The following is a 23,236-nucleotide window of genomic DNA, read 5'->3' as shown; positions in this document are numbered from 1 at the left end:
GACGCGGACGGCAAGCTAGCGACCGGTGATGACAGTCAAATCACGGCCGGCGCCAGCCTCGCTGGAATTGACGTGGAAAACAGCCGTTGCGGCTTATTTGCGCGCCGCAGGAACCAGCTCGCTCAGCGAGCGGATGATGCGGTCGGGCTTGATGGTCGACCCCGGTGGCAGCCCGACACCGTGCACGTCCATCCAGATCGCATAGATGCCAAGCCGCTGCGGCGCCACGACTTCCCATTCGAGATTGTCGCCGATCATCCAGGTGTCCGACGCGGTGACGCCGAGTGCCTGCATCGCGTGCAGATAGGCGCGCTCCTCCGGCTTGCCGAAGCCGTGCTCGCCCTCGATCTGGATGTGATCGAAGCGATGCCCGAGCGCGAAGCGCTCGACCTTGGCGCGCTGCATGTCGGCGGCGCCGTTGGTGACCAGCGCGAGCTTGATGCCGAGCGTCTTGAACGCATCGATCGCTTCATGCGCGCCGGGGAAGACGAACATCTCTTCCTCGCGATAGGCGGTGAAGCGGTCGGCGATGCGGTCCGCGAGGTCGTCGGGCAGCGCGCGATGGCCGGCCGCCGCGAGTGCCGCGAAGCCGCCCTTCACGGTGAGCCGCCGCGCCTCGCCGAGCTTGATCCGCCAGATCGGCTCGGCGGTCGACCAGAACTGCCGTGCGTAGGCCAGCAACGCGGTTGCGACCACGTCCGGGGGCAGGGGAGCCAGCTCCGCGGCGAATTCGGCGGTGATCGTGTTCCAGGCGATCTCGGGGCGTCCATAGGCCGACAGGATGGTGTCATCCATGTCGATCAGCATCGCGCGCGGCAGCTTCATTACGGCCATTTCACCTCCGGCGGCAGCGACGACAGGATCGAATCGACATTGCCGCCGGTCTTCAGGCCGAAGATGGTGCCGCGATCATAGAGCAGGTTGAACTCGACATAGCGCCCGCGCCGGACCAGCTGCTCGTCGCGATCCTCCGCGCTCCAGGCAGCTTCGAAATTGCGCCGCACCAGATCGGGATAGACTTTCAGGAAGCCGCGCCCGACGTCCTGGGTGAAGGCGAGATCGGCCTCCCAGTCGCCGCTGTCGTGCCAGTCATAGAAGATGCCGCCGATGCCGCGGGCTTCCTTGCGGTGCGGCAGATAGAAATAGTCGTCACACCACTTCTTGTACTTGTCGTAGTCGGCGACGCCGTTCGGCCCGCTGCACGCGTCTTTCATCGCGGCATGGAAGGCTATCGTGTCGGGGTCGTCCTGGGTGCGCCGCCGGTTCAGCACCGGCGTCAAGTCGGCGCCGCCGCCGAACCAGGCCTTGGTGGTGACGACGAAGCGGGTGTTCATGTGCACGGCGGGCACGTTCGGATTGCGCAGATGCGCGATCAGCGAAATGCCCGACGCCCAGAACCGTGGGTCGTCGGCGGCACCGGGAATCTGCGCGCGGAATTCGGGGGCGAACTCGCCATGCACGGTCGAGCAGTGCACGCCGACCTTCTCGAACAGGCGGCCCTTCATGATCGACATCACACCGCCGCCGCCCGGCTTGCCGGTGTGGTCGGTGCGATCCCAGGGGGTGCGCACGAACCGGCCGGCAGCGCCGGGGTAGAGCGCGGCGGGGGCATCGTCCTCGAGCTTCTCGAAGGCGGCGCAGATATCGTTGCGCAGTGCCTCGAACCAGCCGCGCGCACGCGCCTTGCGGTCCTCGATGATGGCGGGGTCTGTTGGCAGCATGACTAACCTTGCGGGCCGAAATAGGTGCAGCTTTCGTTGCAGCTGTCGCGATGGACGCTGACGCGGGTCAGCTTGCCGGCGTGTTGCAACCGCTCCCAGATGAAGCGCGAGAGATTCTCCAGCGTCGGAACCCCGATCGCCTCGATCCTGTTGAGGAACTTGTGGTCGAGCGTCTTCTGCACCTCGGCCATCGCGCGTTCGAGCAGGCCGAGATCGATCACCATCCCGGTTTTCGGATCGGGCGTGCCGCGAACCGTCACCTCGGCTCGAAACGAGTGACCGTGAATCTCCTCGCTGGCGGTGCCAAAGGTCGTTCCGGACAGCGCATGCGCAGCCTCGAACCGAAACGCTTTCGTCAATTCCCACATCTCGTTCAACAATCCAGTTCTGTCAGTTTAGTTTGGTCGCGTTTTCTTGACGCGAACCGGTATCCACTTCGCTGGAAAACGCTCCAGTCCATCATCTAATGCCGAGCGTCTTGTGCGTCTGCACGCTGAGGCGCCATTGCGGGTGCTTCAGGCAATAGGCGATCGCAAGCTCGGTATTCGCGATCACGTCGGGGCCGTCCATCGGCTGCAGCGAGAACCGCTCGAAGGCGAGCCCGGCAAAATCCTCCGGGGCGTTCTCCGGCTGCGGATAGACCAGCTTGAGCTCGTGCCCCTTGCGCACCACGAGCTCGGATGCGGCCTTCGGGCTGACGCAGATCCAGTCGAGCCCATCGGGCGGGGCGATGGTGCCGTTGGTCTCGATCGCGATCGCGAAGCCATGGCCGTGCAGGGCCTCGATCAGGGCCGTATCGACCTGCAGAAGGGGCTCGCCGCCGGTCAGCACCACGTAGCGGTCGCCCGCGCCCCCAGTCCATTGCGCGGCGATGATGCCGGCGAGCTCGGCCGCGTCGGCATAGCGGCCGCCCAGCGTGCCGTCGGTGCCGACGAAATCGGTGTCGCAGAACCGGCAGACGGCGCCGGCGCGGTCCTGTTCGCGGCCGCTCCAGAGGTTGCAGCCGGCAAACCGGCAGAACACGGAGGCCCGGCCCGCATGGGCGCCTTCGCCCTGCAGCGTCAGAAATATCTCCTTGACCGCGTAGCTCACCAAAAATCCCTTAAGTTACCGGACCGGCAATTCCCGAACCCGTCTGCCGCAGCGCTTCGCCGACGGCCATGGCCGCCGTGACCGCCACATTGAGCGAGCGCATGGTCGGCCTGATCGGAATCACCAGCTGCGCATCGGCAGCCGCCACCACGGCGTCGGTCACCCCTGCCGTTTCGCGCCCGAACAGCAGCACATCGGAGGCCATATACGCGAAATCAAGATAGGATTTCGCCGCCTTGGTCGTGAACAGCACCAGCCGGCATCCTGCCTCGGCCCGCCATTCCTCGAATTTCGACCATGAGTCGTGACGCTTCAACCGCACATGGTCGAGATAGTCCATACCTGCCCTGCGGAAATTGCGGTCCGAGGTGTCGAATCCCGCCGGTTCGATGATATGGGCTGCCACACCCAGGCAGGCGCAGAGGCGCAGAATCGTCCCTGTATTCTGGGGGATGTCGGGCTGGAACAGCGCGATCTGCATGGTGCGGACGACCTGTGAAATCCGGATGAAATTGTCTCAATAAAACATCGCTCGGCGCGGATTTCGTGCATTGCACGTGTGCGAGCCGATAGCGGGCTTGCGCTCGTCCGGCAAGGGTGCCAATAGAACGATTCTGGACTGCTGTTCCGCATTTTGGGGTGGGGAATAGCGGTTTTCTGCCGCCGCGGGGGCCGCGGGCGCCGGCAGCCTTTCTTGGGGCGCATCCCTGCGTCTCCGGGGCGGTTCCACCGGCTGCAGAAAAGAAAGGGCTAGGAATCGTGACGACAGCGTCTTCGGCGGACCATCCGACACGCCGTGATTTTCTCTTTGTTGCAACCGGAGCTGCCGCCGTTGTCGGCGCAGCCGCCACCGTTTGGCCGCTGGTTGCCCAGATGAACCCGGATGCCGCGACGATCGCGGCCGGCGCGCCGATCCAGGTCGACCTGGCGCCGATCGCCGAGGGCCAGGACATCAAGGTCTTCTGGCGCGGCAAGCCGATCTACATCAGCCATCGGACCAAGAAGCAGATCCAGGAGGCCCAGAGCGTGGCGCTCTCGAGCCTGCCCGATCCGCAGCCCGACTCGGCCCGCGTCAAGGCCGGCCACGACCAGTGGCTGGTCGTGATCGGCATCTGCACCCATCTCGGCTGTATCCCGATCGCCCATGAGGGCAATTACGACGGCTTCTTCTGCCCCTGCCACGGCTCCCAGTACGACTCCTCCGGTCGTATCCGCCAGGGGCCGGCGCCCGCCAACCTGGCGGTGCCGCCCTACGCCTTCCTTACCGACACCAAAATCCAGATCGGCTAAGTCCCGGGCCCTCCGGGATTTCGGCTTCCACTTGGACCCATCGCGTCGTTTTTCTTCTTCAGGATCGCATCAATGAGCGGACCATCTGATTTCCAACCGAGCAACCCCGCCTTGAAGTGGATCGAACGGCGCCTTCCGATCTTCGGCCTGATCCACTCCTCGTTCGTGGCCTATCCGACGCCGCGCAACCTGAACTACTGGTGGACCTTCGGCGCCATCCTTTCGATGATGCTGGCGCTGCAGATCCTGACCGGCGTGATCCTGGCGATGCACTACACGCCGCACGCCGACCTCGCCTTCAAGTCGGTCGAGCTGATCGTCCGCGACGTCAATTACGGCTGGCTGCTGCGCAACATGCACGCCTGCGGCGCGTCGATGTTCTTCTTCGCCGTCTACATCCACATGTTCCGCGGCCTCTATTACGGGTCGTACAAGGAGCCGCGCGAGGTGCTGTGGATCCTCGGCGTCATCATCTACCTGCTGATGATGGCGACCGGCTTCATGGGCTACGTGCTGCCGTGGGGCCAGATGAGCTTCTGGGGCGCCACCGTCATCACCAATCTGTTCTCCGCCGTGCCGTATTTCGGCGAGAGCATCGTGACCCTGCTGTGGGGCGGCTATTCGGTCGGCAACCCGACGCTGAACCGCTTCTTCTCGCTGCACTACCTGCTGCCGTTCGTGATCGCCGGCGTGGTCGTGCTGCACATCTGGGCGCTGCACGTCGCCGGTCAGAACAACCCGGCCGGCGTCGAAGCCAAGACCGAGAAGGACACCGTTCCGTTCACGCCCTATGCGACCATCAAGGACGCGTTCGGTGTGTCGTGCTTCCTGATCTTCTTCGCCTGGTTCATCTTCTACATGCCGAACTATCTCGGCGACGCCGACAACTACATCCCGGCGAACCCCGGCGTGACCCCGGCGCACATCGTGCCTGAATGGTACTATCTGCCGTTCTACGCGATCCTTCGCTCGATCCCGAACAAGCTCGCCGGCGTCGTGGCGATGTTCTCCGCGATCATCATCCTGTGCTTCCTGCCCTGGCTCGACAGCGCACGGACCCGGTCGTCGAAGTATCGTCCGCTGGCCAAGCAGTTCTTCTGGATCTTCGTGGTGGTCTGCATCCTGCTCGGCTATCTCGGCTCGCAGCCGCCGGAAGGCATCTATGTGATCGCCGGCCGTATCCTGACGGTATGCTACTTCGCCTACTTCCTGATCGTGCTGCCGCTGCTCGCGCGCATCGAGACGCCGCGCCCGGTGCCGAACTCGATCGCCGACGACGTGCTGGCGAAGAGCAAGGGCAGGGCCGCGACCGCGGCCTCCGTGATGCTCGCGATGGTGGTGGCCGGCAGCCTGCTGGTGGGCGGCACCCAGAACGCCAAGGCCGAGGAGGGTGGCAGTGCGCCGCCGGCCCAGAGCTGGTCGTTCTCCGGTCCTTTCGGCAAGTATGACCGTGGCTCGCTGCAGCGTGGCCTGAAGGTCTACAAGGAAGTCTGCTCGGCCTGCCACGGCCTGTCCTATGTCGCATTCCGCAACCTCGCCGATGCCGGCGGTCCCGGCTATTCCGAGGCGCAGGCTGCCGCGTTCGCGTCCGAGTACAAGATCAAGGACGGCCCGAACGACCAGGGCGAGATGTTCGAGCGTCCGGGCCGCCCGGCGGACTACTTCCCGTCGCCGTTCCCGAACGAGCAGGCCGCGCGCGTGGCCAATGGCGGCGCGGCACCGCCGGATCTCTCGCTGATCACCAAGGCGCGCTCCTACAAGCGCGGCTTCCCGCAATTCGTGATCGACTTCTTCAGCCAGTACCAGGAGCAGGGACCCGACTACGTCGACGCCATCCTGCAGGGCTTCGAGGACAAGGTTCCGGCCGGCGTCACGATTCCGGAAGGCTCGTACTACAACAAGTACTTCCCCGGCCACGCCATCAAGATGCCGAAGCCGCTGTCCGACGGTCAGGTGACCTTCGACGACGGCTCGCCGGCGACGGTCAAGCAGTACGCCCATGACGTCACCACGTTCCTGATGTGGGCCGCCGAGCCGCACATGGAGGAGCGCAAGCGGATCGGCATGCAGGTGTTCTTCTTCCTGGTGATCTTCGCCATCCTGATGTACTTCACCAAGCGCAAGGTCTGGGCGGACGCCCACTGACCTCAGGCATGGTTGCAAGACTTTGAAAAAGCCCCTTCGGGGGCTTTTTTGCTTTCGTGTCGTCCAAAGCCTCGTTCGCGACAAACGCGTCTTCGCAGCCTGGATTATGACGAGTGCGCGAGCGTGCTGCGGGGCGATTGCGTCCGTCTCCGAGTGCGGACAAGATGCCGGCCAATCAGCCGGCAAACATTGCGGAGGAACTCATGGGTACCAGCATCAACTTCAAGCGTCCGGACGGCAAGGAAGCCTCGGGCTATCTCGCCAATGCCGCGCGCGGCAACGCACCGGGTGTGGTCGTGATCCAGGAATGGTGGGGCCTGCAGGACCAGATCAAGGGCATGTGCGACCGCTTCGCACGGGCCGGTTTCGATGCGCTGGCGCCCGATCTCTACAAGGGCAAGGTGGTGCCGTATCACGACACCGATGCGGCCGGCAAAGAGATGAACTCGCTCGACTTCATGGACGCCACCACGCAGACGGTGCGGGGCGCCGCGCAATATCTCGCCAAGAACGGTGCCAAGGTCGGCCTGACCGGCTTCTGCCTCGGCGGCGCGGTGACCATCATCGGCGCCACCAAGATCCCGGAGCTGACCGCCGGTGTCGTGTTCTACGGCATTCCGCCGGAGCAGGCGGCGAAGCCTGCGGACGTTCGGATTCCGCTGCAGGGCCATTTCGCCACCAAGGACGACTGGTGCACGCCGGCGCTGGTCGATGGTTTCGAGAAGGCGATGAAGGCCGCGGGCAAGTCGCTGGAGCTGTTCCGCTATGACGCCGATCATGGCTTCGGCAACGAGCAGCGCCTGTCGGTGCACGACCGGCACTGTGCCGAGCTCGCGTGGGATCGGGCGACGGAGTTCTTCAAGAAGCATCTGGGCTGATTTGTAGCCCGGATGGAGCGAAGCGTAATCCGGGGAAGTCTCGCAGCGGAGAGGGCGATCCCGGGTTTCGCTGCGCTCCATCCGGGCTACGGCTGATCAGTTCTTGTCGCGCACCCCGTCCCACCACGGGCACGTTCCTGACATCAGCTTGAAATTGCCTTCCATCACCTGCACCGGCGCGCGCTTGCCTTCAGTGGCGGCGCGCATCCGCATTTCGCGCGCGACCGCGCGATCCTTCTCTGACAGCCAGACGCGCTCATGGCCCCACAGGCTCGGGCCGTCATGCATCTCGAACGGCGTCCAGTTCGCAGGATCGATCTCGCGGCCGCCCCAGCCGCACTCGACCATGAAGGCCGACGGCGACCTGGCGTAGAACGACGTCATCAAATCATTGGTGTGACGGCCGAGCGTGACGTTGACCCGGTCTTCCTGCTGCGCGATGTCGTAGGCCTGGCCGACATCGTCGAGCGAGAACAGCTCCACCATCAGATGGTGCATGCCGTTCGTCCCGGTCTCGATCAGCGCCAGCGAGTGGTGGCGCGCATTGACGTGGAAGAAATAGGCGCGGAACGGCTTCTCGATGTAGTCGCTGAGGCCGAAGCCGAGCACGTCGACATAGAAGCTCATGACGGGGACGAGATGTTCGACCGTCAGCACCGCGTGGCCGAGGCCGAGCGGCCCGGTGCGGAAGCCGGAGATCGAGCGTCCCGGCCGGAACGGCGTGTCGTCGATCTCGGCGCCGTGAAACGCCTCGAGCCGGTTGCCGGCGGGATCCCGGAACGAGATCAGGCCGCCCACCCGCCGGCTATCTGCGAGCGCCTGCGGTTCGGCGGTGACGAGGACGCCGGCGCGCTCCAGCCGTGCTGCCAGCGCGTCGAGCGCTCCAGCGTCCGCCACCTCCCAGCCGAAGAACCGCGTGCCTTCGCCCTGCGCGCGGTCGATCACGATGCGTTGCTTGCGGTCGTCCATTCGGAAGGCGAGCAGCGAGTTGCCGCGTTCGATCGCCTGCAGCCCGACCAGGCCGGTGCCGAATTGCCGCCAGTCGTCGAGCGCGTCGGAGCCGAAGCCGGCATATCCGAGACCTAAAATCGCCATCTGCGTCTCCACCATCTGTCTGTTTTTTGGGCGGCCGACCGGCCGCCATTTCGGCAAATCCTACGCGGATTCCCGTCCGCTCAAAGCCCCAAGATGCCGTCCAGGATTGGGGCAGGGGTGCCGGGCCATCCCTTGACACGGCCCGCGCCGGGTGGTGAGTAACGGCAATGAACACCGTTGCCAGTCCATCCCGTCGTTGGTGGCCCACCTTCTCATAGGTGGCCGGTGCGTTTTCATTCTACCAAAAACGTCGAAGGTCGCCATCGCAGTGCGACGGTCTCCTTCGTTTGTCCTGTGTGGCGCTCTCTCGGCAAGTCTCGTAAGAGGATCACATGAACAGGACAGTCTTCTCCCTGCCGGCCAAGAGCGAATACCTGACCAATGGCGGCCTCGCGGTCGCGCGCGTGGTCGAGCAGTTCACCGGCGGCGCCAACCGTCTCGACGATCTGATCGCGCTGCTGGACCGCCGCCGCGGCGTGGTGCTGTCCTCGGGCACGACGGTGCCGGGCCGCTACGAGAGCTTTGACCTCGGCTTCGCCGATCCGCCGCTGGTGCTGGAGACCTCCGGCACCGACTTCTCGTTGCAGGCGCTGAACCCGCGCGGCGAGGTGCTGATCGCCTTCCTCGGCGACGTCCTGCGCGAGCCCTGCGTCGTGATCTCGGAGCGGAGCGCGACGAAGCTCGTCGGTCATATCATCCGCGGCGCCGCGCCGGTCGAGGAAGACCAGCGCACCCGCCGCGCCAGCGTGATGTCGCTGGTGCGCGACATGGTGGCGGCGTTGTCATCCAATGCCGATCCGCTGCTCGGCCTGTTCGGCGCCTTCGCCTACGACCTCGTGTTCCAGATCGAGGACATCGTGCGGAAGCGCGCCCGCGAGGCCGACCAGCGCGACATCGTGCTCTACGTGCCGGACCGGCTGCTGGCCTATGACCGCGCCACCGGCCGCGGCGTGTCGCTGACCTATGAGTTCTCGTGGAAGGGCAAATCCACCGCCGGGCAGTCGCACGAGACCGCGCCGAGCCTCTACGCCAAGACCGGGCGGCAGGGTTTCGCCGATCACGCGCCCGGCGAGTACCAGGCGACGGTCGAAGTCGCGCGCGCGGCGTTCGCCCGCGGCGACCTGTTCGAGGCGGTGCCCGGGCAGCTGTTCGCCGAGCCCTGCGAGCGCTCGCCGGCGGAAGTGTTCCAGCGGCTCTGCCGCATCAATCCGTCGCCCTATGGCGCGCTGATGAATCTAGGCGATGGCGAATTCCTGGTCTCGGCGTCGCCCGAGATGTTCGTGCGCTCCGACGGCCGCCGGGTCGAGACCTGCCCGATCTCGGGCACCATCGCGCGCGGTTCGGATTCGATCGGCGATGCCGAGCAGATCCGCAAGCTGCTGAACTCGGAGAAGGACGAGTTCGAGCTCAACATGTGCACCGACGTCGACCGCAACGACAAGGCGCGGGTCTGCGTGCCCGGCACCATCAAGGTGCTGGCGCGGCGCCAGATCGAGACCTACTCGAAGCTGTTCCACACCGTCGACCACGTCGAGGGCATGCTGCGGCCGGGCTTCGATTCGCTCGATGCGTTCCTGACCCATGCCTGGGCGGTGACCGTGACCGGCGCGCCGAAATTGTGGGCGATGCAGTTCGTCGAGGATCACGAGCGGTCGCCGCGGCGCTGGTACGCCGGCGCGATCGGCTGCGTCAATTTCGACGGCAGCATCAACACCGGGCTCACCATCCGCACCATCCGCATGAAGGACGGCCTCGCCGAGGTGCGCGTCGGCGCGACCTGCCTGTTCGATTCCGATCCCGCCGCCGAGGATCGCGAGTGCCAGGTCAAGGCGGCGGCGCTGTTCCAGGCGCTGCGCGGCGATCCGCCGAAGCCGCTGTCGGATTTCGCGCCCGACGCCACCGGCTCGGGCAAGAACGTGCTGTTGATCGATCATGACGACAGCTTCGTGCACATGCTGGCGGACTACTTCCGCCAGGTCGGCGCCAATGTCACCGTGGTCCGGCACATCCATGCCCAGGACATGCTGAAGAAGAAGGGCTGGGACCTGTTGGTGCTGTCGCCCGGGCCGGGTCGCCCGGAGGATTTCGGCATCGCCAAGACCATCGACACCGCGCTCGAGAACAAGCTGCCGATCTTCGGCGTCTGCCTCGGCGTACAGGCGATCGGCGAATATTTCGGCGGCCAGCTCGGTCAGCTCGGCCAGCCTGCGCATGGCCGTCCGTCGCGTGTCCAGGTCCGCGGCGGCCGGTTGATGCACAACCTGCCCAATGAGATCGTGATCGGCCGCTACCACTCGCTCTATGTCGAGCGCGACAGCGTGCCCGAGGTGCTGGCGGTGACCGCGACCACCGAAGACGGCGTCGCGATGGTGATCGAGCACAAGACCCTGCCGGTCGGCGGCGTGCAATTCCATCCGGAATCGCTGATGTCGCTCGGCAATGAGGTGGGCCTGCGCATTGTCGAGAATGCATTCCGGCTTAATCCGCCGGCCAATTGAGGATTGCGAGACCAATGACCTTCGACCACGACATCAAGGCGACCGTTCGCACCATCCCGGACTATCCGAAGAAGGGCATCCTGTTTCGCGACATAACGACGTTGCTCGCGGATGCCCGCGCCTTCCGCCGCGCGGTCGATGAGCTGGTGCATCCCTGGGCGGGGGCGAAGGTCGACAAGGTCGCGGGCATCGAGGCCCGCGGCTTCATCCTCGGCGGCGCGGTGGCGCATCAGCTCTCCGCCGGCTTCGTGCCGATCCGCAAGAAGGGCAAGCTGCCGCACACCACGGTGCGGATCGCCTATTCGCTGGAATACGGCATCGACGAGATGGAGATGCATGCCGACGCCGTGCAGCCCGGCGAGCGCGTGATCCTGGTCGACGATCTGATCGCGACCGGCGGCACCGCGGAGGGCGCGGTGAAGCTGCTGCGCCAGATCGGCGCCAATGTGGTCGCCGCCTGCTTCATCATCGACCTGCCCGATCTCGGCGGCGCCGCCAAGCTGCGCGCGATGGACGTGCCGGTGCGGACGCTGATGGCGTTCGAGGGGCACTAGCGCCGCTCTCTCCACACGTCATCCCGGCGAAAGCCGGGACGACGGCTAACCCCGCTGCAACAGCATGCTCAGTTCGAGATCCCGGAACGTGGTGTAATTGCGCCGGATCCATTGATGCAGCTCGGTCGATGAATCCTTCTCCTGGCGCAGATAGCCGGTGAAGGAGAAGGTCAGCCGGTCGATATAGGTCTTCAGGAACACCGGCAGCGCGCGGAAGCGCAGCACCCGGCTGGCGGTCATGACCGGCGGCAGCTCGCCGCGCACCACGAATTCATTGTCGATCACGACGAGCGCGTTCGGCGGGATCATGCCGGCCAGCGTCTGGTAGCCGTGCACCGAGGCGCGGTCGGTATCCGCCACATACAGGATCACCGGCGCGACGCGGCGGCGCAGCGCCTCCTTCATCAGCCCGATCTGGTCGACCATTTTGAAGAATTCGTCGAAGGCGTGGTAGCCGAGGTCGATCACCTTGGCGGTGCCGTCATTGACGATGACGCGGTCCATCAGCTGCATCTTGCCGTAGGTGTCGATCACATCGGCGGTTTCCGTGATCCGCGGCAGATAGTCGAGCAGCGATGGCTCCTTCAGGTTGATGTCGTAGCAGGCCACATCGCCGTTCTTGAGCAGCAGGAATTCGCCGAGCAGCCGCGCGATCAGCGTCTTGCCGACCTGCGGGCGGGGCGAGCAGATGATGTAAACGGGCGTGGACGACATCGTCCGCTATATCAGGCCAAATTTTCGCCTAATCCAGCCCCATCGCCGCCCCGGGCGCGACTTTTTTCGCTGCCCCCGGTGCGATTTTTTCGCTGCCCCGGGTGCTGCTCCTGCGCTGCACGCGCGCGACTATTTCTCGCCCTTCGCCGACTTGGCGCCGACCAGGTCGGTCAGCTTGATCCGGTCGTACTCGCTCCAGACATTGGCGAGCCAGTGCCGGACATAGCCGCGCAGCACGAAGGAGTAGTTCGCGGCGTCGTCGTGGACGCCCTTGTTGGCGACGAACTTCAGGAACGGAACCGAGGAGACCTCGACCTGCTCATAGGCCATTTCGTTGAGCTTGGGGATCGTGAGGTCGGTCGCATCCTTGATCTTGTTGAAATAGGAGTTGTAGGTCGCCTGGTCCCACTGGAAGAATTGGGTGTCGTTGATGAAGTTCTTCACCAGGAAATACTTCGCGCCGCTCATGAAGCTGGAGGTCTCCGCGATCTCGTCCAGCGAGGCGATCGACGGGCCCAGGATATGGAACACGGCGAACGTGATCTGGCCGGAGCGCGCCGCGTCGAGGAAACCGATATCGCGCAGCGAGGCCAGCGCGGGCGACAGCAGGCCGGCGCGGACGTCGATCACGGTGACCGCGGGCCCCGAGTTCAGCGTATCGAAGATCTTCATCTGGTCCGCGGTCGTCGTCATGTCGACGATCTCGGTGATCTCGGGATGGAAGCGCTTCAGCGTGCCGCGCGGTGACTCGGTGTCGAACGCCCGGGTCTGCACATTGTTGGCACTGAAATAGTCCAGGAGCGTCCGCGAGACGGTGGTCTTGCCGACCCCGCCCTTGTCAGCGCCCACCACGATCACAACCGGCTTTGCCATGGAAGTCCCTTAAAGCGCGCTCCCGACCGCGATGGCGATCGGCAAGTCCCCACACTGCTTTGGGCGCGAACATGGCAGAAACGAGGGAGAATTCAATTCCTTAAGGTGCCCACACTGGGTTTGGTGGGGATTTCCTTAATGGACTGAGTAGCCTAGGGGCATGATCCGGAAAGGTGCGAAGCGGTTTTCCGACAAGATCATACCCGATCAAAGCGCTGGCGCGATCAGCGGTGGCGGCCCCAAGGCCCCTGAAGAGGTCCCTGGAGCGGACCCAGCGGTCCCAATGGTCCTTGTGCGGGGCCGGCGCCCGGCAGCGGCGGTGGATTGTTCGGCTGTGCAGGCGGCGTGTCGCCCCACGGGCCGTGGGTCACCGGCGGGGGCTGGTCGCCTGTCGCGCACGGCTGGTCCTGCGGTCCCGTCGCGTCCGATGTCTCATCCGGCAGCGCCAGCGGTCCGGGGTCGTGGCCGCCGGCATATTTCACCAGCGCATCGACCCGGGACTTCACCGAGGGGTGGGTGGCGAACAAATCGGCAAAGCCCTCGCGCGGATTGTCGACGCAGAGTTCCATCACCGCCGAGGTGGCGTCCGGCAGCTCGCCGCGGTTCTCGATCTTGCGCAGCGCCGAGATCATCGCGTCGGGGTTCTTGGTGAGCTCGACCGATCCGGCATCGGCGAGGAATTCGCGCGAGCGCGACAGTGCGAGCTTGACCACCTGCGACAACAGCCACGCCAGCATGATCAGCGCGACCGCGATGATGATCACGACGATCGCGCCGCCGCCCGAGCCCTTGCTGTCGCGATCCGAGGAGGATGACGACGATCGCGAAGAGGACGACGACCAGCCACCGCCGCTCGAGTTCCACGACAGATTCGTGAACAGGCGGAAGAACAGCTCGCCGAAGAAGCCGACCACGCCGGCGATGATCACGGCGATCACCATCAGCTGCACGTCGCCGTTCTTGATATGGGTGAGCTCGTGGCCGAGCACGGCCTCGATCTCCTGGTCGTCAAGCGCGTTCAACAGACCCGTGGTCACCGTGATGGCGTACTGGCTGCGGTTCAATCCGGTCGCGAACGCGTTCAGTGCCGGGCTGTCCATCACCTTCAGCTTCGGCATCGGGATGCCGCGCGAGATGCAGAGATTTTCCAGCAGATTGTAAAGCCGCGGCTGCTGCTGCCGCGTCACGCTCTCGCCGCCGGTGACGGCGTCGATCATCTTCTGATGGAAGAAATAGGCGATCACGATCCAGGCCGCGGCGGCGATCGTCGCCCAGGGCAGCGCGGAGACCAGGTCGCGCGAGGCGCGGGCCAGGTAATAGTCGACCGAACGGCCGCTATCGATCATCACCTCCGCGACCAGCGCGCCGGCATAGACCAGCACGTAGATCAGCAGGAACAGGCCGGCGAGCAGCAGCATCGAACGAAACTTGTTCGATGCGATATGCGTGTAGAGACCATAGGCGGCCATGACGGAGCAGCCTCTCGCCGGCGCGCGTTGCGCCTCAGAACTTCACGCTCGGTGCCGCCTCGACCTCCGTGCGGCTGGCGCCGAGGTCGAAGAAATCCTTGCGGGTGAAACCGAACATGCCGGCGAACAGCGCGGCCGGCATCTGCTGGATGCCGGTGTTGTATTCCTGGACCGCGTTGTTGAAGAAGCGGCGGCTGGCGGCGATCTTGTTCTCGAGATCGGACAGCTCGGAGGCGAGCTGCTGGAAATTGGCGTTGGCCTTGAGGTCGGGATAGGCCTCCGACAGCGCGATCAGCCGGCCGAGCGCGCCGGAGAGCTGGTTCTCTGCCGCCGACACCTGCGCCGGTCCCTGCGCCGAGATCGCCGAATTGCGCGCCTTGATGACGTCGTCGAGCGTGCCGCGCTCATGCGCGGCGTAGCCCTTGACGGTCTCGACCAGATTCGGGATCAAATCGTGGCGCTGCTTGAGCTGCACGTCGATGTCGGCAAAGGCCTGGCTGACCCGCTGGCCGAGCGCGACGAGGCGGTTGTAGGCGCCAAATGCAAACAGCACGACAAGAACGATGACGCCGATAACGATCCAGCTGGTCGACATGACGGGGCAGCTCCTGATGGACGATACGGCGGCACCGTAGCCCAAGATCGGGCGCAGGGCAGCCCGCCGCGAAGAGGTGGGCAATCGTTGGTCGGTGATGGTGTCCAATTAGTTCAATGGCGTCGTCCCGGCGAAGGCCGGGACCCAATCCACCAATCTTGATGATGAGCAAAGCCGACGCCGCTTGTGCCCCTTCCGCGGGCCGCGGCGTATGGTCCCGGCCTGCGCCGGGACGACGGAAGTAGACGTCTAGACCGCGTCGCCCCAGCGCCAGCGCCGGGCGCTGGCGTATTCGGCCTTGGTGCGACGCGGGATCCTCGCCACCGATACGCCCTCGGGCGTGCACAGCTTCGCCGTGATCTCGACCTTGCCGACATCCGGCTGCGCCAGCACGCGCGATGGCCTGCTCTCAACGCGCGCGCGGCTCAACGCCACATAGGCGAAACGCTCGTCCTCGAACGGAGCGTCGGCGCCCTTGACCTGCTTGTGCGCCCGCGAGCGTTGCAGGCGCTGCGAGAAATGGCACCAGTCGGGCGCCACCAGCGGGCAGCCGCCGTCATGCGGGCAGGGCGCTGTGACATGCGCGCCGACGGCGATCAGGCGTGCGCGCAGTGCGATGATCCGCGCGTAGCCCGCCGGCGTGCCGGGCTCGACGACCAGCAGCGTGTCGGTGGTCTTCGACCACAGTGCATCGGCCAGCGCCGTGCGCTCGGCGTCGCCCAGTTCGCCGATCATGTAGCTGGCGACGACGAGTTCGGCGGGCTCGGCCTTGTCGAGCAAGGCACGGGCCTGGCCGAGTTGATAGTTGGTGTCGTGCAGGCGAATGCTGCCGTCAAACAGCCCCTCGGCCAGCGTCCGCAGCGCGCCGTTGGCGTCGAGCAGCGTGAAACCCTTGAGCGAGGTGAACGTCTCTGCGGCTGCCCAGGTCGCGGTCCCGGGGCCGGCGCCGACATCGAGCAGGCTCGCCGGCGCGAAGTCCGGCCTGATCTCCGTCAGCGCGTTGAGGCTCGCCACCACGGCGGCATAGGTCGCCGGCATCCGCGCCAGCGCGTAGGCCAGCGCATCGGTCTCGGTCCTGATCGTCGCGGAGCCGCCGCCCTCGCGATAGGTCTGCGAGATCACGGCCGCACGGCCCGCGGCGTCGCTGCGCGACAGGCCTTCGAGGCGGCTGTTGAGCGCCGCGCGCAGTTCGGCGGGAAGATCGGGAGAGGTCATGGGACGCACTATCGCATGTCATTGCAAGCGAAGCGATGCAATCCACCGCGCCGCTTGCCGAGACATGGATTGCTTCGCTGCGCTCGCAATGACGGCGCGGAAGCAGGTGCGCGTCCGCCAGCCTTACGCCACGTTCTGGTCGAGGATGTCGACCGCGCCCTGCAGGTCGACCGACACCAGCTGCGACACGCCGCGTTCGGCCATGGTGACGCCGAACAGCCGGTTCATCCGCGCCATCGTGATCGGATTGTGCGTGATGATGATGAAGCGGGTTTCCGTCGACGACGTCATCTCGTTCAGCAGGGTGCAGAACCGCTCGACGTTGTGGTCGTCGAGCGGTGCGTCGACTTCGTCCAGCACGCAGATCGGCGACGGGTTGGTGAGGAACACCGCGAAGATCAGCGCCAGCGCCGTCAGCGCCTGCTCACCGCCTGACAGCAGCGACAGCGTCTGCGGCTTCTTGCCGGGCGGCTTGGCGATGATCTCGAGGCCGGCTTCGAGCGGATCGTCGCTCTCGATCAGATGCAATGCCGCTTCGCCGCCGCCGAACAGCTCGGTGAACAGCCGCTTGAAGTGGTTGTTGACGGTCTCGAACGAGGTCAGCAGGCGCTCGCGCGCCTCGCGGTTGAGGCTCTGGATGCCCTGCCGCAGCCGCTTGATCGCCTCGACCAGGTCGTCGCGTTCGGTGGTCAGCGCGGTGTGCTGGGTCTCGACTTCCTTGAGTTCTTCCTCGGCGCGCAAATTGACGGCGCCGAGCCGCTCGCGGTCGCGGCGCAGCTTCTCGAGTTCTTCCTCGACCTGCGTGACCGGCGGCAGCTCCTGGCCGGGCTCGATTTCGGCCAGGCCCACGACCGCCTGCGGCTCGACCTCGAGCATGTCGTGGATTTCGCGTTCGATGTCGGCGAGGCGGCGGCGCGTGCCCTCCATGCGCTCCTCGGCGCGCGCGGTCGCTTCACGGGAATAGGAGAGCGCTTCGAGCGTGGCCTTGGCGACGCGGTCGGTTTCGGCCATCGCGGCTTCGGCGGTCGCCAGCGCATCGGCGGCGATCCGGCGATCGCCCTCGGCGTGCTCGATTTCCGTGATCAGCGCGCTGCGCTTCTCGGCGAACACTTCCGGTGCATTGGCGAGTTCCTCGCGCTCCGCCGACACCTCGGCGATACGCTCTTCGATGGTCCCGACCTGCGAGGCGGCACTGGTCTTGCGGCTCTGCCACTCGTTGCGTTCGGCAACGATCGCCTGTACGCGGCGGTCGGCGAGCTCGGCTTCGCGGGCGAGCGCCTGCGCTTCGGCGCGGACCTGGGCTGCGGCACGGCGCTGGTTGTCGATCTCGGCGCGAACCGCGGCGAGCTGGGCCTCGGTCTCGACACCCGGCGGCAGTTCGGACAGCGCGGCAACTGCGTTCTCATGCGCCGCTTCGGCTTCGGCGCGGTCGGCGGCGACGCGGCTGTGCGCCTCGGTCAACGCCGATTTGCGCGCAGAGTGGCGGTTGATCTCGCGTTCGGTCGCGGCATGGCGCTCACGCGCGGCATCGGTCTCGCGACGGGCGGCGCGCACGGCTTCGCGCGACGCGCCCTCGGCGGCGGATGCCGAGCGCAATTCTTCCTCAGCCGTCTCGAGCGCCTGGCGCTTGGCGGCGGCATCGATCCGCGCCTGTTCCAGCTCATGCTCGATGTCGACCAGACGGGCGCGCTCGGCGAGGCGGCGGGCGGCGCCGGTCGGGGCATGGGCGTCGGCAACGAAGCCGTCCCAGCGCCAGACGTCGCCTTCGAGCGACACCAGCCGCTGGCCGGTCTTCAGCTGCGACACCAGCTCAGCGCCGCGTTCCTTGGCCACCACGCCGATCTGGGCCAGACGGCGCGCCAGTTCCGGCGGCGCCTGAACGTGATCGGCCAGCCGCTCGACGCCGTCAGGCAGCGACGGATCATCAGCGGCTTCACCGACATTGGTCCAGCGCATCGGCGCCGAGGAATCCACCGGCGCGTCGAGGTCGTCGCCGAGCACGGCGCCGATCGCCTTTTCGTAACCCTTGGCGACCGTGATGCCGTCGATGATCGGCGGCCACAGATTCTTGGTCTCGCTGGTGACGAGCTTGGAGATGGTGCGGGCTTCGGTCTCGAGCCGCTGCACCCGCTTCTCGGCCTCGGCGAGCGGATTGCGGGAGGATTCCAGGGTCTGCCGCGCGGCGGCGTGGTGCGCCTCGCCCTCCTGTACAGCCGCCTCGGATTCGGCGAGCGCCTGCTGCGCCATCTCCATGGCGGCGGCGAGCGCGTCGATATCGCCGAGATTGCCGGTCTCCTGCGCGAGCTTGGTTTCCTCGGCCTGGACGTTGGCGATCTCCTGATCGAGCCGCGCCAGCCGGTCGCGATGCGTCCGCACGCCGGCTTCTAGCTGGTTGCGCTTGGCGGTGAGGTCGGCGAGCTGCGTGGTCAGCTCGGAGAACTGACGCTCGGTGGCGGCCAGGATCTCCTCGGCCTCGGAGACGCGCTCGTCGACGCCGGAGCGCTTCTCGACCCGCGACTTGATCTCTTCCTTGAGCTCGGCGTCTTCAGTGTCGAGCCGCTGCAGCGCGACGTCGGCGTCTGAGGTCTGCTGCTGCTCGCGCGCGATGTCCTGGGCGAACTGGGTGAGGCGGCGATCGAGCTCGCCGACGCGCTCCTTGGCGCGCTGCTCCTCGCGATCGAGCATCTCGCGCGCATTGGTCAGGCGCTGCAGGCCGGCGGCGGCGCGCGCCTCGGCGTCGCGCAGCGCCGGCAGTTCGGTGGCGCGGATCGCCTGGATGCGCGCAGCTTCCGCCTGATGCTGGGTGCGCTCGGCCATCTCGCGCACCGCGAGATCATGGGTCCGTCCGGCGTCGTTGACGTCGGCATTGGCCCCGATCCAGCGCAGGTGGAACAGCATGGCTTCGGACTTGCGCACCTTGGCGGCGACCTCGCGGTAGCGGATCGCCTGGCGCGCCTGCTTCTTCAGGCCTTCCATCTGGCCGGTGAGCTGGCCGATCACGTCCTCGACGCGGGTGAGGTTGGTTTCGGCCGCCTTCAGCCGCAGTTCCGCCTCATGGCGGCGGGCATGCAGGCCGGCGACGCCGGCGGCGTCTTCCAGCACGCGGCGGCGCTGCTCGGGCTTGGCCTGGATGATCTCGCCGATCTTGCCCTGGTGGACCAGGGCCGGCGAACGCGCGCCGGTGGCGGCGTCGGCGAACAGGATCTGCACATCCCTTGCACGGACATCGCGGCCGTTGATGCGATAGACCGAGCCGGCCTCGCGCTCGATGCGGCGGGAGATTTCGAGCAGCTGGCTGTCGTTGACCGCGGCCGGCGCCGAGCGATCGGAATTGTCGATCGTCATCACGACTTCGGCGTGGTTGCGCGCCGGGCGGTTGCCGGAACCCGCGAAGATCACCGCATCCATGTCGGCGGCGCGCAGCGATTTGTGCGAGGTCTCGCCCATCGCCCAGCGCAGCGCTTCGACGAGATTGGATTTGCCGCAGCCGTTCGGTCCGACGACGCCGGTCAGGCCCGGCTCGATCATGAAATCGGTGGGTTCAACGAACGACTTGAAACCGTGCAGGCGGAGGCGCGTGAGCTTCATGTACACAAATCTCGTTTGGCTGGGCGCGAATCTCCCTGCCGTGACAATACCATGGAAGGCAATGTCGGTGTCTGGGGTGAATAGCTGCGTGCAGCTCTCATGAGCGGCGACAATGGCGATGCGGGCGCGTCAGGGCAACCGCTCGACCAAGCTTTTCCCAAGGGATTTACAGGGGATTTGCAGGGTTTTGTGGCCTCTGCATGTCCTCGAAGATTCGCATCAGGCGAATCAGGTTTTCAACAACGAAATAATGCGACGGCCGCGTGCCGTGATCGCAAATCATCCACAATTATCGTGCCCCGACTCGCAAGCGGAGCACGACGACGTCAGGCTCGAAGGCGTGATCAGCTCTTCAGCAGCGGATCGATGTGCTTGCTGAACTCCTCGAACGAGGTCTCGCCCTTCAGCATCTCGCCGTTGACGAAGAAGGTCGGCGTCGAATTCACCTTCAGCACGTCATTGGCGTATTTCTGGTCGGCGGCGATCTTGTCGAGCAGCTTCTGATCCTTCAGGCAGTCCTCGACCTGCTGCTGGGTGAGGCCGGCCTGCTTGCCGATCCGGGTCAGCGTCTCGGTGGTGTTCTTGACCACCCAGTCGTTCTGCTGGCGGAACAGGAGGTCGATCACGGCAAAATACTTCGGCGCGTCGTCCTTGGCGATGCAGCGCGCCAGCATCGAGCCGGCGGCGGCCTTGATGTCGAGCGGGAATTCGCGGAACACGTAGCGGACCTTGCCGGAGTCGATGTAGGTCGACTTGATCTTCGGGAACACGGTCTCGTTGAAATTGGCGCAGTGCGGGCAGGTCATCGAGGCGTATTCGACGATCGTTACCTTGGCGTCCTGCGGGCCGAGCCCCATGTCGGGCAGCGACTGCGGCTTGGCGACGTCGGCGGCGGTCTGCGCGAAGGCTTCCGTGATCAGGCGCAGCGGCGACAGGCCGGCGAGGGCGGCAAGCCCGGTCAGCGAGAGGGCGGTGGTGAAGGCGCGGCGCGTGATGATCAAGGTCAGCTCCCGGATTGGCGCATTCACGCCACAATGAAGGGGTCCCGAAAAGAAGCCTTCGCTAGCTTGAAACGACCATTGTGGCAATGCCGGGGTCTCGCGGCAGCGCCTGCGAAAAGCGTCAATTTCGCTTGATCGAGGCACCCAGCCGGGCCAGCGCCGCGCGCAGATCGTCGTCCTCGACGGCGCCGAGGTTTGCGGCCTCCCGGGCCACGGTCTTGGCGTCGGGCGGGCGCGGCCGCGCCACCCGGCCACGGCGCGAGAGCGGGGCCTGGCGGATGGTCAGGCGGCCGACCGCGTGCCAGCCGAAGAAGCGGTTCACCCGCTCCAGGATGACGTCGGAGGAGTGCTGGATCTCCAGCGCCATCGGCCCTTCGACCCGCAGCACCAGGGTCGCCGGCTCCTGCGGCTGGCCCTCCACCGGCCGCGGCCACTGGATCTTCATGGGCTCGCAATAGGCCGCGATCCGCTCGCCCGCGATCTCGGTCCAGCGCGTCACCAGTTCGCGCGCGGCAAAGCCCTGCTTGGCATAGGCGTCCTTGAAGACGTCGCTGAGCAGGATCGACAGGGGCTTTGCGCTGATCGGGCCGGGTTTGGACATCAGGGGGTTATAGAGCGGAGGCGACGCGGCCGAAACCGTGTTCATCATTGCGGCCGCGTGTCCGCCCGAGGATAAGCAAGGACAGGAAGGACAAGAAAGACGTGGATGTCCGGGGCAAGCCGGGGCATCACGTCGCGAGATTTGCCTTAAGATGGGTCCATGAGCTCGCGCGCGGCCGCCAAAACCAGACCGACCGATCACCAGGCCGACCGCCCGGCGCAGCTGCTGGCCTGGTACGACCGGCATCGACGGACGCTGCCGTGGCGCGCGGCGGCGGGGGAGCGGGCTGATCCGTATCGCGTGTGGCTGTCGGAGATCATGCTTCAACAGACCACGGTCAGGGCGGTCGGACCTTATTTCGAGAAATTCGTGTCGCGCTGGCCCGACGTCACCGCGCTCGGCCGCGCTTCGCTCGACGACGTGCTCAGGATGTGGGCCGGGCTCGGCTATTATTCGCGGGCGCGCAACCTGCATGCCTGCGCGGTCGCGGTGCTGGGCGACCATGGCGGGGTGTTCCCGGACACCGAGGAGGGCCTGCGCGGGCTGCCGGGCATCGGGCCATACACCGCGGCGGCGATCGCCGCGATCGCCTTCGACCGCCGCACCATGCCGGTCGACGGCAACATCGAGCGCGTGGTCACCAGGCTCTACGCCATCGAGGAGGCGCTGCCGCAGGCCAAGCCGTTGGTCAAGCAGATGGCGGCAACATTGCTCGGGCCGTCCCGCGCGGGGGACAGTGCTCAGGCCTTGATGGACCTCGGCGCCACCATCTGCACGCCGAAGAAGCCCGCCTGCGCATTGTGTCCGCTGAATGACGATTGCGCAGGCCGCGCCCGCGGCGACCAGGAGACGTTCCCGCGCAAGGCACCGAAGAAGACCGGCACGCTGCGCCGCGGCGCTGCCTTCGTGGTGACGCGCGGCAGCGAGCTGCTGGTGCGCTCGCGCCCGGCAAAAGGCCTGCTCGGCGGCATGACCGAGGTGCCGGGATCGGAATGGCTTGCGGACCAGGCGGATGCCGCCGCGCTGGCGCAGGCGCCGGAACTCAAGGGCGTCACGCGCTGGCACCGCAAGACCGGCGTCGTGACCCACGTGTTCACGCATTTCCCGCTGGAGCTCGTTGTCTACACGGCGACAGTTCCGGCGCGGACCCGTGCGCCCGACGGCATGCGCTGGGTGCCGCTGGCGACGCTCGACGGCGAGGCGTTTCCCAATGTGATGCGCAAGGTCATCGCGCACGGGCTGGATCTCTGACGTCGGCTCGTTATTTTTGAGCATGATCTCTTCGGAAAACCGGTTCCCACTTTTCCGGATCATGCTCCGACCTGCTGACATCATGCTGGCAGCAGCGCTCGGCTACGACCTCCGGGACAACGGAGGCTACCATGATCGCAACTGCGCTCGACCACATCCCGATGCCGCCGGTCGCCAAACTGCTCGGCTGGCGCCTGGTCGATGCACGTCCGCAGGACGGCTGGATCAAGATGGCCTTCGACGGCAAGCCGGATTTTTGCAATCCGGCCGGCTTCATTCAGGGCGGCATGCTGTCGGCGATGCTCGACGACACGATGGGGCCGGCGGTGTTCGTGATGACCGAGGGCAGGCTGTTCACCACGACCATCACGATGACTGTGAACTATCTCGCGCCGGCCCGGCCCGGGCCGATCACCGGCGAGGCCACCGTGACCCAGCTCGGCAAGACCATCGCCTTTGTCGAGGGTAGACTGATCGCCGAAGATGGCACGTTGCTCGCGACAGCGAGCAGCAGCATCCGCCTGGTGGAAGCGGCACGCGCGCTGCGGTGATGCCGCGCGCTGCAGCCTGTCCCGTCACCCGGAGGAGGCCGCAACGCGGCCGTCTCGAAGGGTCGACGGCCACCGGCCGGGCCGTGCATGCTTCGAGACGCGCGT

21 protein-coding genes are annotated in these 23,236 nt (G+C 66.0%); 7 read left to right on the top strand and 14 right to left on the bottom strand.

All coding sequences use genetic code 11. The features are described from left to right. Positions 1 to 93: 93 nt before the first annotated feature. The 5 genes from BRSPCE3_RS16525 to BRSPCE3_RS16505 all read right to left on the bottom strand — a co-directional run bounded on the left by BRSPCE3_RS16525 (position 94) and on the right by BRSPCE3_RS16505 (position 3,294). Positions 94 to 834 (bottom strand): HAD family hydrolase, encoded by a 741-nt coding sequence (locus tag BRSPCE3_RS16525; RefSeq protein ID WP_244066982.1) that lies wholly within the window; start codon positions 832 to 834, stop codon positions 94 to 96. Continuing rightward, positions 825 to 1,721, bottom strand: coding sequence for an oxygen-dependent coproporphyrinogen oxidase (gene hemF, locus BRSPCE3_RS16520; RefSeq protein WP_244066980.1), 897 nt, complete (start codon positions 1,719 to 1,721; stop codon positions 825 to 827). Before hemF ends, BRSPCE3_RS16525 begins: the two co-directional genes overlap by 10 nt. 2 nt (positions 1,722 to 1,723) lie before the next feature. Beyond that, on the bottom strand, positions 1,724 to 2,089 hold the full coding sequence (locus BRSPCE3_RS16515) for a 6-carboxytetrahydropterin synthase (protein ID WP_163156988.1): 366 nt from the start codon (positions 2,087 to 2,089) through the stop codon (positions 1,724 to 1,726). 91 nt (positions 2,090 to 2,180) lie between these two features. Further along, the gene (gene queE, locus BRSPCE3_RS16510; protein ID WP_244066979.1) at positions 2,181 to 2,813 is read right to left on the bottom strand and encodes a 7-carboxy-7-deazaguanine synthase; all 633 of its coding nucleotides are present in this window, start codon (positions 2,811 to 2,813) and stop codon (positions 2,181 to 2,183) included. Between the two features lie 10 nt (positions 2,814 to 2,823). Beyond that, entirely contained in the window at positions 2,824 to 3,294 is a 471-nt protein-coding gene (locus BRSPCE3_RS16505; protein WP_244066977.1) for a tRNA (cytidine(34)-2'-O)-methyltransferase, read from the bottom strand. 278 nt (positions 3,295 to 3,572) lie between these two features. Here BRSPCE3_RS16505 and petA point away from each other — a divergent pair, with 278 nt between their 5' ends. From petA to BRSPCE3_RS16490, 3 genes are all read left to right on the top strand, one after another. Further along, positions 3,573 to 4,103: a ubiquinol-cytochrome c reductase iron-sulfur subunit gene (petA, locus tag BRSPCE3_RS16500; protein ID WP_050403972.1), complete on the top strand. Its 531-nt coding sequence runs from the start codon at positions 3,573 to 3,575 to the stop codon at positions 4,101 to 4,103. Positions 4,104 to 4,175: 72 nt separating this feature from the next. Further along, on the top strand, positions 4,176 to 6,248 hold the full coding sequence (locus tag BRSPCE3_RS16495; protein ID WP_244066971.1) for a cytochrome c1: 2,073 nt from the start codon (positions 4,176 to 4,178) through the stop codon (positions 6,246 to 6,248). A 203-nt stretch (positions 6,249 to 6,451) separates the two neighbouring features. Beyond that, the gene (locus tag BRSPCE3_RS16490) at positions 6,452 to 7,126 is read left to right on the top strand and encodes a dienelactone hydrolase family protein (RefSeq protein WP_244066969.1); all 675 of its coding nucleotides are present in this window, start codon (positions 6,452 to 6,454) and stop codon (positions 7,124 to 7,126) included. Positions 7,127 to 7,222: 96 nt separating this feature from the next. On the opposite strand, the gene BRSPCE3_RS16485 is transcribed toward BRSPCE3_RS16490, so the two are convergent. Next, a complete protein-coding gene (locus BRSPCE3_RS16485; protein ID WP_244066967.1) occupies positions 7,223 to 8,221 on the bottom strand; it encodes a VOC family protein in 999 nt (332 codons plus the stop codon). A gap of 332 nt (positions 8,222 to 8,553) precedes the next feature. Here BRSPCE3_RS16485 and BRSPCE3_RS16480 point away from each other — a divergent pair, with 332 nt between their 5' ends. Further along, a complete protein-coding gene (locus tag BRSPCE3_RS16480; protein WP_244066965.1) occupies positions 8,554 to 10,719 on the top strand; it encodes an anthranilate synthase component I in 2,166 nt (721 codons plus the stop codon). A 14-nt stretch (positions 10,720 to 10,733) separates the two neighbouring features. After that, a complete protein-coding gene (locus BRSPCE3_RS16475) occupies positions 10,734 to 11,273 on the top strand; it encodes an adenine phosphoribosyltransferase (protein ID WP_074131621.1) in 540 nt (179 codons plus the stop codon). Between the two features lie 45 nt (positions 11,274 to 11,318). On the opposite strand, the gene BRSPCE3_RS16470 is transcribed toward BRSPCE3_RS16475, so the two are convergent. The 8 genes from BRSPCE3_RS16470 to BRSPCE3_RS16435 form a co-directional block, all read right to left on the bottom strand. Then, on the bottom strand, positions 11,319 to 11,987 hold the full coding sequence (locus BRSPCE3_RS16470) for a hypothetical protein (RefSeq protein WP_244066964.1): 669 nt from the start codon (positions 11,985 to 11,987) through the stop codon (positions 11,319 to 11,321). A gap of 129 nt (positions 11,988 to 12,116) precedes the next feature. After that, positions 12,117 to 12,860 carry a hypothetical protein gene (locus BRSPCE3_RS16465; protein ID WP_244066962.1) on the bottom strand — a complete coding sequence of 248 codons (744 nt, stop codon included), beginning with the start codon at positions 12,858 to 12,860 and terminating at the stop codon, positions 12,117 to 12,119. A 224-nt stretch (positions 12,861 to 13,084) separates the two neighbouring features. Next, complete coding sequence (locus tag BRSPCE3_RS16460; protein WP_244066960.1) at positions 13,085 to 14,329, bottom strand: M48 family metallopeptidase; 1,245 nt, start codon at positions 14,327 to 14,329, stop codon at positions 13,085 to 13,087. Positions 14,330 to 14,363: 34 nt separating this feature from the next. Continuing rightward, positions 14,364 to 14,924, bottom strand: a complete 561-nt coding sequence (locus tag BRSPCE3_RS16455) for a LemA family protein (RefSeq protein ID WP_244066958.1) — start codon at positions 14,922 to 14,924, stop codon at positions 14,364 to 14,366. Positions 14,925 to 15,173: 249 nt separating this feature from the next. Next, positions 15,174 to 16,139: a small ribosomal subunit Rsm22 family protein gene (locus BRSPCE3_RS16450; protein ID WP_244066956.1), complete on the bottom strand. Its 966-nt coding sequence runs from the start codon at positions 16,137 to 16,139 to the stop codon at positions 15,174 to 15,176. A gap of 123 nt (positions 16,140 to 16,262) precedes the next feature. Then, positions 16,263 to 19,727 (bottom strand): chromosome segregation protein SMC, encoded by a 3,465-nt coding sequence (smc, locus tag BRSPCE3_RS16445; protein WP_244066955.1) that lies wholly within the window; start codon positions 19,725 to 19,727, stop codon positions 16,263 to 16,265. Positions 19,728 to 20,071: 344 nt separating this feature from the next. Next, the gene (locus BRSPCE3_RS16440; RefSeq protein ID WP_244066951.1) at positions 20,072 to 20,728 is read right to left on the bottom strand and encodes a DsbA family protein; all 657 of its coding nucleotides are present in this window, start codon (positions 20,726 to 20,728) and stop codon (positions 20,072 to 20,074) included. A 121-nt stretch (positions 20,729 to 20,849) separates the two neighbouring features. Then, positions 20,850 to 21,329, bottom strand: coding sequence for a DUF721 domain-containing protein (locus BRSPCE3_RS16435; protein ID WP_244066950.1), 480 nt, complete (start codon positions 21,327 to 21,329; stop codon positions 20,850 to 20,852). A 159-nt stretch (positions 21,330 to 21,488) separates the two neighbouring features. Here BRSPCE3_RS16435 and mutY point away from each other — a divergent pair, with 159 nt between their 5' ends. Beyond that, positions 21,489 to 22,580 carry an A/G-specific adenine glycosylase gene (gene mutY, locus BRSPCE3_RS16430; protein ID WP_244066948.1) on the top strand — a complete coding sequence of 364 codons (1,092 nt, stop codon included), beginning with the start codon at positions 21,489 to 21,491 and terminating at the stop codon, positions 22,578 to 22,580. 131 nt (positions 22,581 to 22,711) lie between these two features. Further along, positions 22,712 to 23,131: a PaaI family thioesterase gene (locus BRSPCE3_RS16425; protein ID WP_244066941.1), complete on the top strand. Its 420-nt coding sequence runs from the start codon at positions 22,712 to 22,714 to the stop codon at positions 23,129 to 23,131. Positions 23,132 to 23,236 lie beyond the last annotated feature (105 nt).

Source organism: Bradyrhizobium sp. Ce-3 (assembly GCF_022835695.1).
In the GTDB taxonomy this organism is placed as follows: domain Bacteria; phylum Pseudomonadota; class Alphaproteobacteria; order Rhizobiales; family Xanthobacteraceae; genus Bradyrhizobium.
Note: the sequence above shows the minus strand (reverse complement) of the source record. Positions and strands in the feature narration are given on the sequence as shown.

What these genes read in the sequence shown, in the direction of transcription:
- BRSPCE3_RS16480 (WP_244066965.1), top strand. Translation starts at nt 8,554, where the DNA reads ATGAACAGGACAGTCTTCTCCCTGCCGGCCAAGAGCGAATACCTGACC.
- BRSPCE3_RS16515 (WP_163156988.1), bottom strand. Translation starts at nt 2,089, where the DNA reads ATGTGGGAATTGACGAAAGCGTTTCGGTTCGAGGCTGCGCATGCGCTG.
- BRSPCE3_RS16505 (WP_244066977.1), bottom strand. Translation starts at nt 3,294, where the DNA reads ATGCAGATCGCGCTGTTCCAGCCCGACATCCCCCAGAATACAGGGACG.
- BRSPCE3_RS16490 (WP_244066969.1), top strand. Translation starts at nt 6,452, where the DNA reads ATGGGTACCAGCATCAACTTCAAGCGTCCGGACGGCAAGGAAGCCTCG.
- BRSPCE3_RS16465 (WP_244066962.1), bottom strand. Translation starts at nt 12,860, where the DNA reads ATGGCAAAGCCGGTTGTGATCGTGGTGGGCGCTGACAAGGGCGGGGTC.
- BRSPCE3_RS16470 (WP_244066964.1), bottom strand. Translation starts at nt 11,987, where the DNA reads ATGTCGTCCACGCCCGTTTACATCATCTGCTCGCCCCGCCCGCAGGTC.
- BRSPCE3_RS16485 (WP_244066967.1), bottom strand. Translation starts at nt 8,221, where the DNA reads ATGGCGATTTTAGGTCTCGGATATGCCGGCTTCGGCTCCGACGCGCTC.
- BRSPCE3_RS16425 (WP_244066941.1), top strand. Translation starts at nt 22,712, where the DNA reads ATGATCGCAACTGCGCTCGACCACATCCCGATGCCGCCGGTCGCCAAA.
- BRSPCE3_RS16475 (WP_074131621.1), top strand. Translation starts at nt 10,734, where the DNA reads ATGACCTTCGACCACGACATCAAGGCGACCGTTCGCACCATCCCGGAC.
- smc (WP_244066955.1), bottom strand. Translation starts at nt 19,727, where the DNA reads ATGAAGCTCACGCGCCTCCGCCTGCACGGTTTCAAGTCGTTCGTTGAA.
- BRSPCE3_RS16525 (WP_244066982.1), bottom strand. Translation starts at nt 834, where the DNA reads ATGGCCGTAATGAAGCTGCCGCGCGCGATGCTGATCGACATGGATGAC.
- BRSPCE3_RS16495 (WP_244066971.1), top strand. Translation starts at nt 4,176, where the DNA reads ATGAGCGGACCATCTGATTTCCAACCGAGCAACCCCGCCTTGAAGTGG.
- BRSPCE3_RS16455 (WP_244066958.1), bottom strand. Translation starts at nt 14,924, where the DNA reads ATGTCGACCAGCTGGATCGTTATCGGCGTCATCGTTCTTGTCGTGCTG.
- mutY (WP_244066948.1), top strand. Translation starts at nt 21,489, where the DNA reads ATGAGCTCGCGCGCGGCCGCCAAAACCAGACCGACCGATCACCAGGCC.
- hemF (WP_244066980.1), bottom strand. Translation starts at nt 1,721, where the DNA reads ATGCTGCCAACAGACCCCGCCATCATCGAGGACCGCAAGGCGCGTGCG.
- BRSPCE3_RS16460 (WP_244066960.1), bottom strand. Translation starts at nt 14,329, where the DNA reads ATGGCCGCCTATGGTCTCTACACGCATATCGCATCGAACAAGTTTCGT.
- BRSPCE3_RS16450 (WP_244066956.1), bottom strand. Translation starts at nt 16,139, where the DNA reads ATGACCTCTCCCGATCTTCCCGCCGAACTGCGCGCGGCGCTCAACAGC.
- BRSPCE3_RS16435 (WP_244066950.1), bottom strand. Translation starts at nt 21,329, where the DNA reads ATGTCCAAACCCGGCCCGATCAGCGCAAAGCCCCTGTCGATCCTGCTC.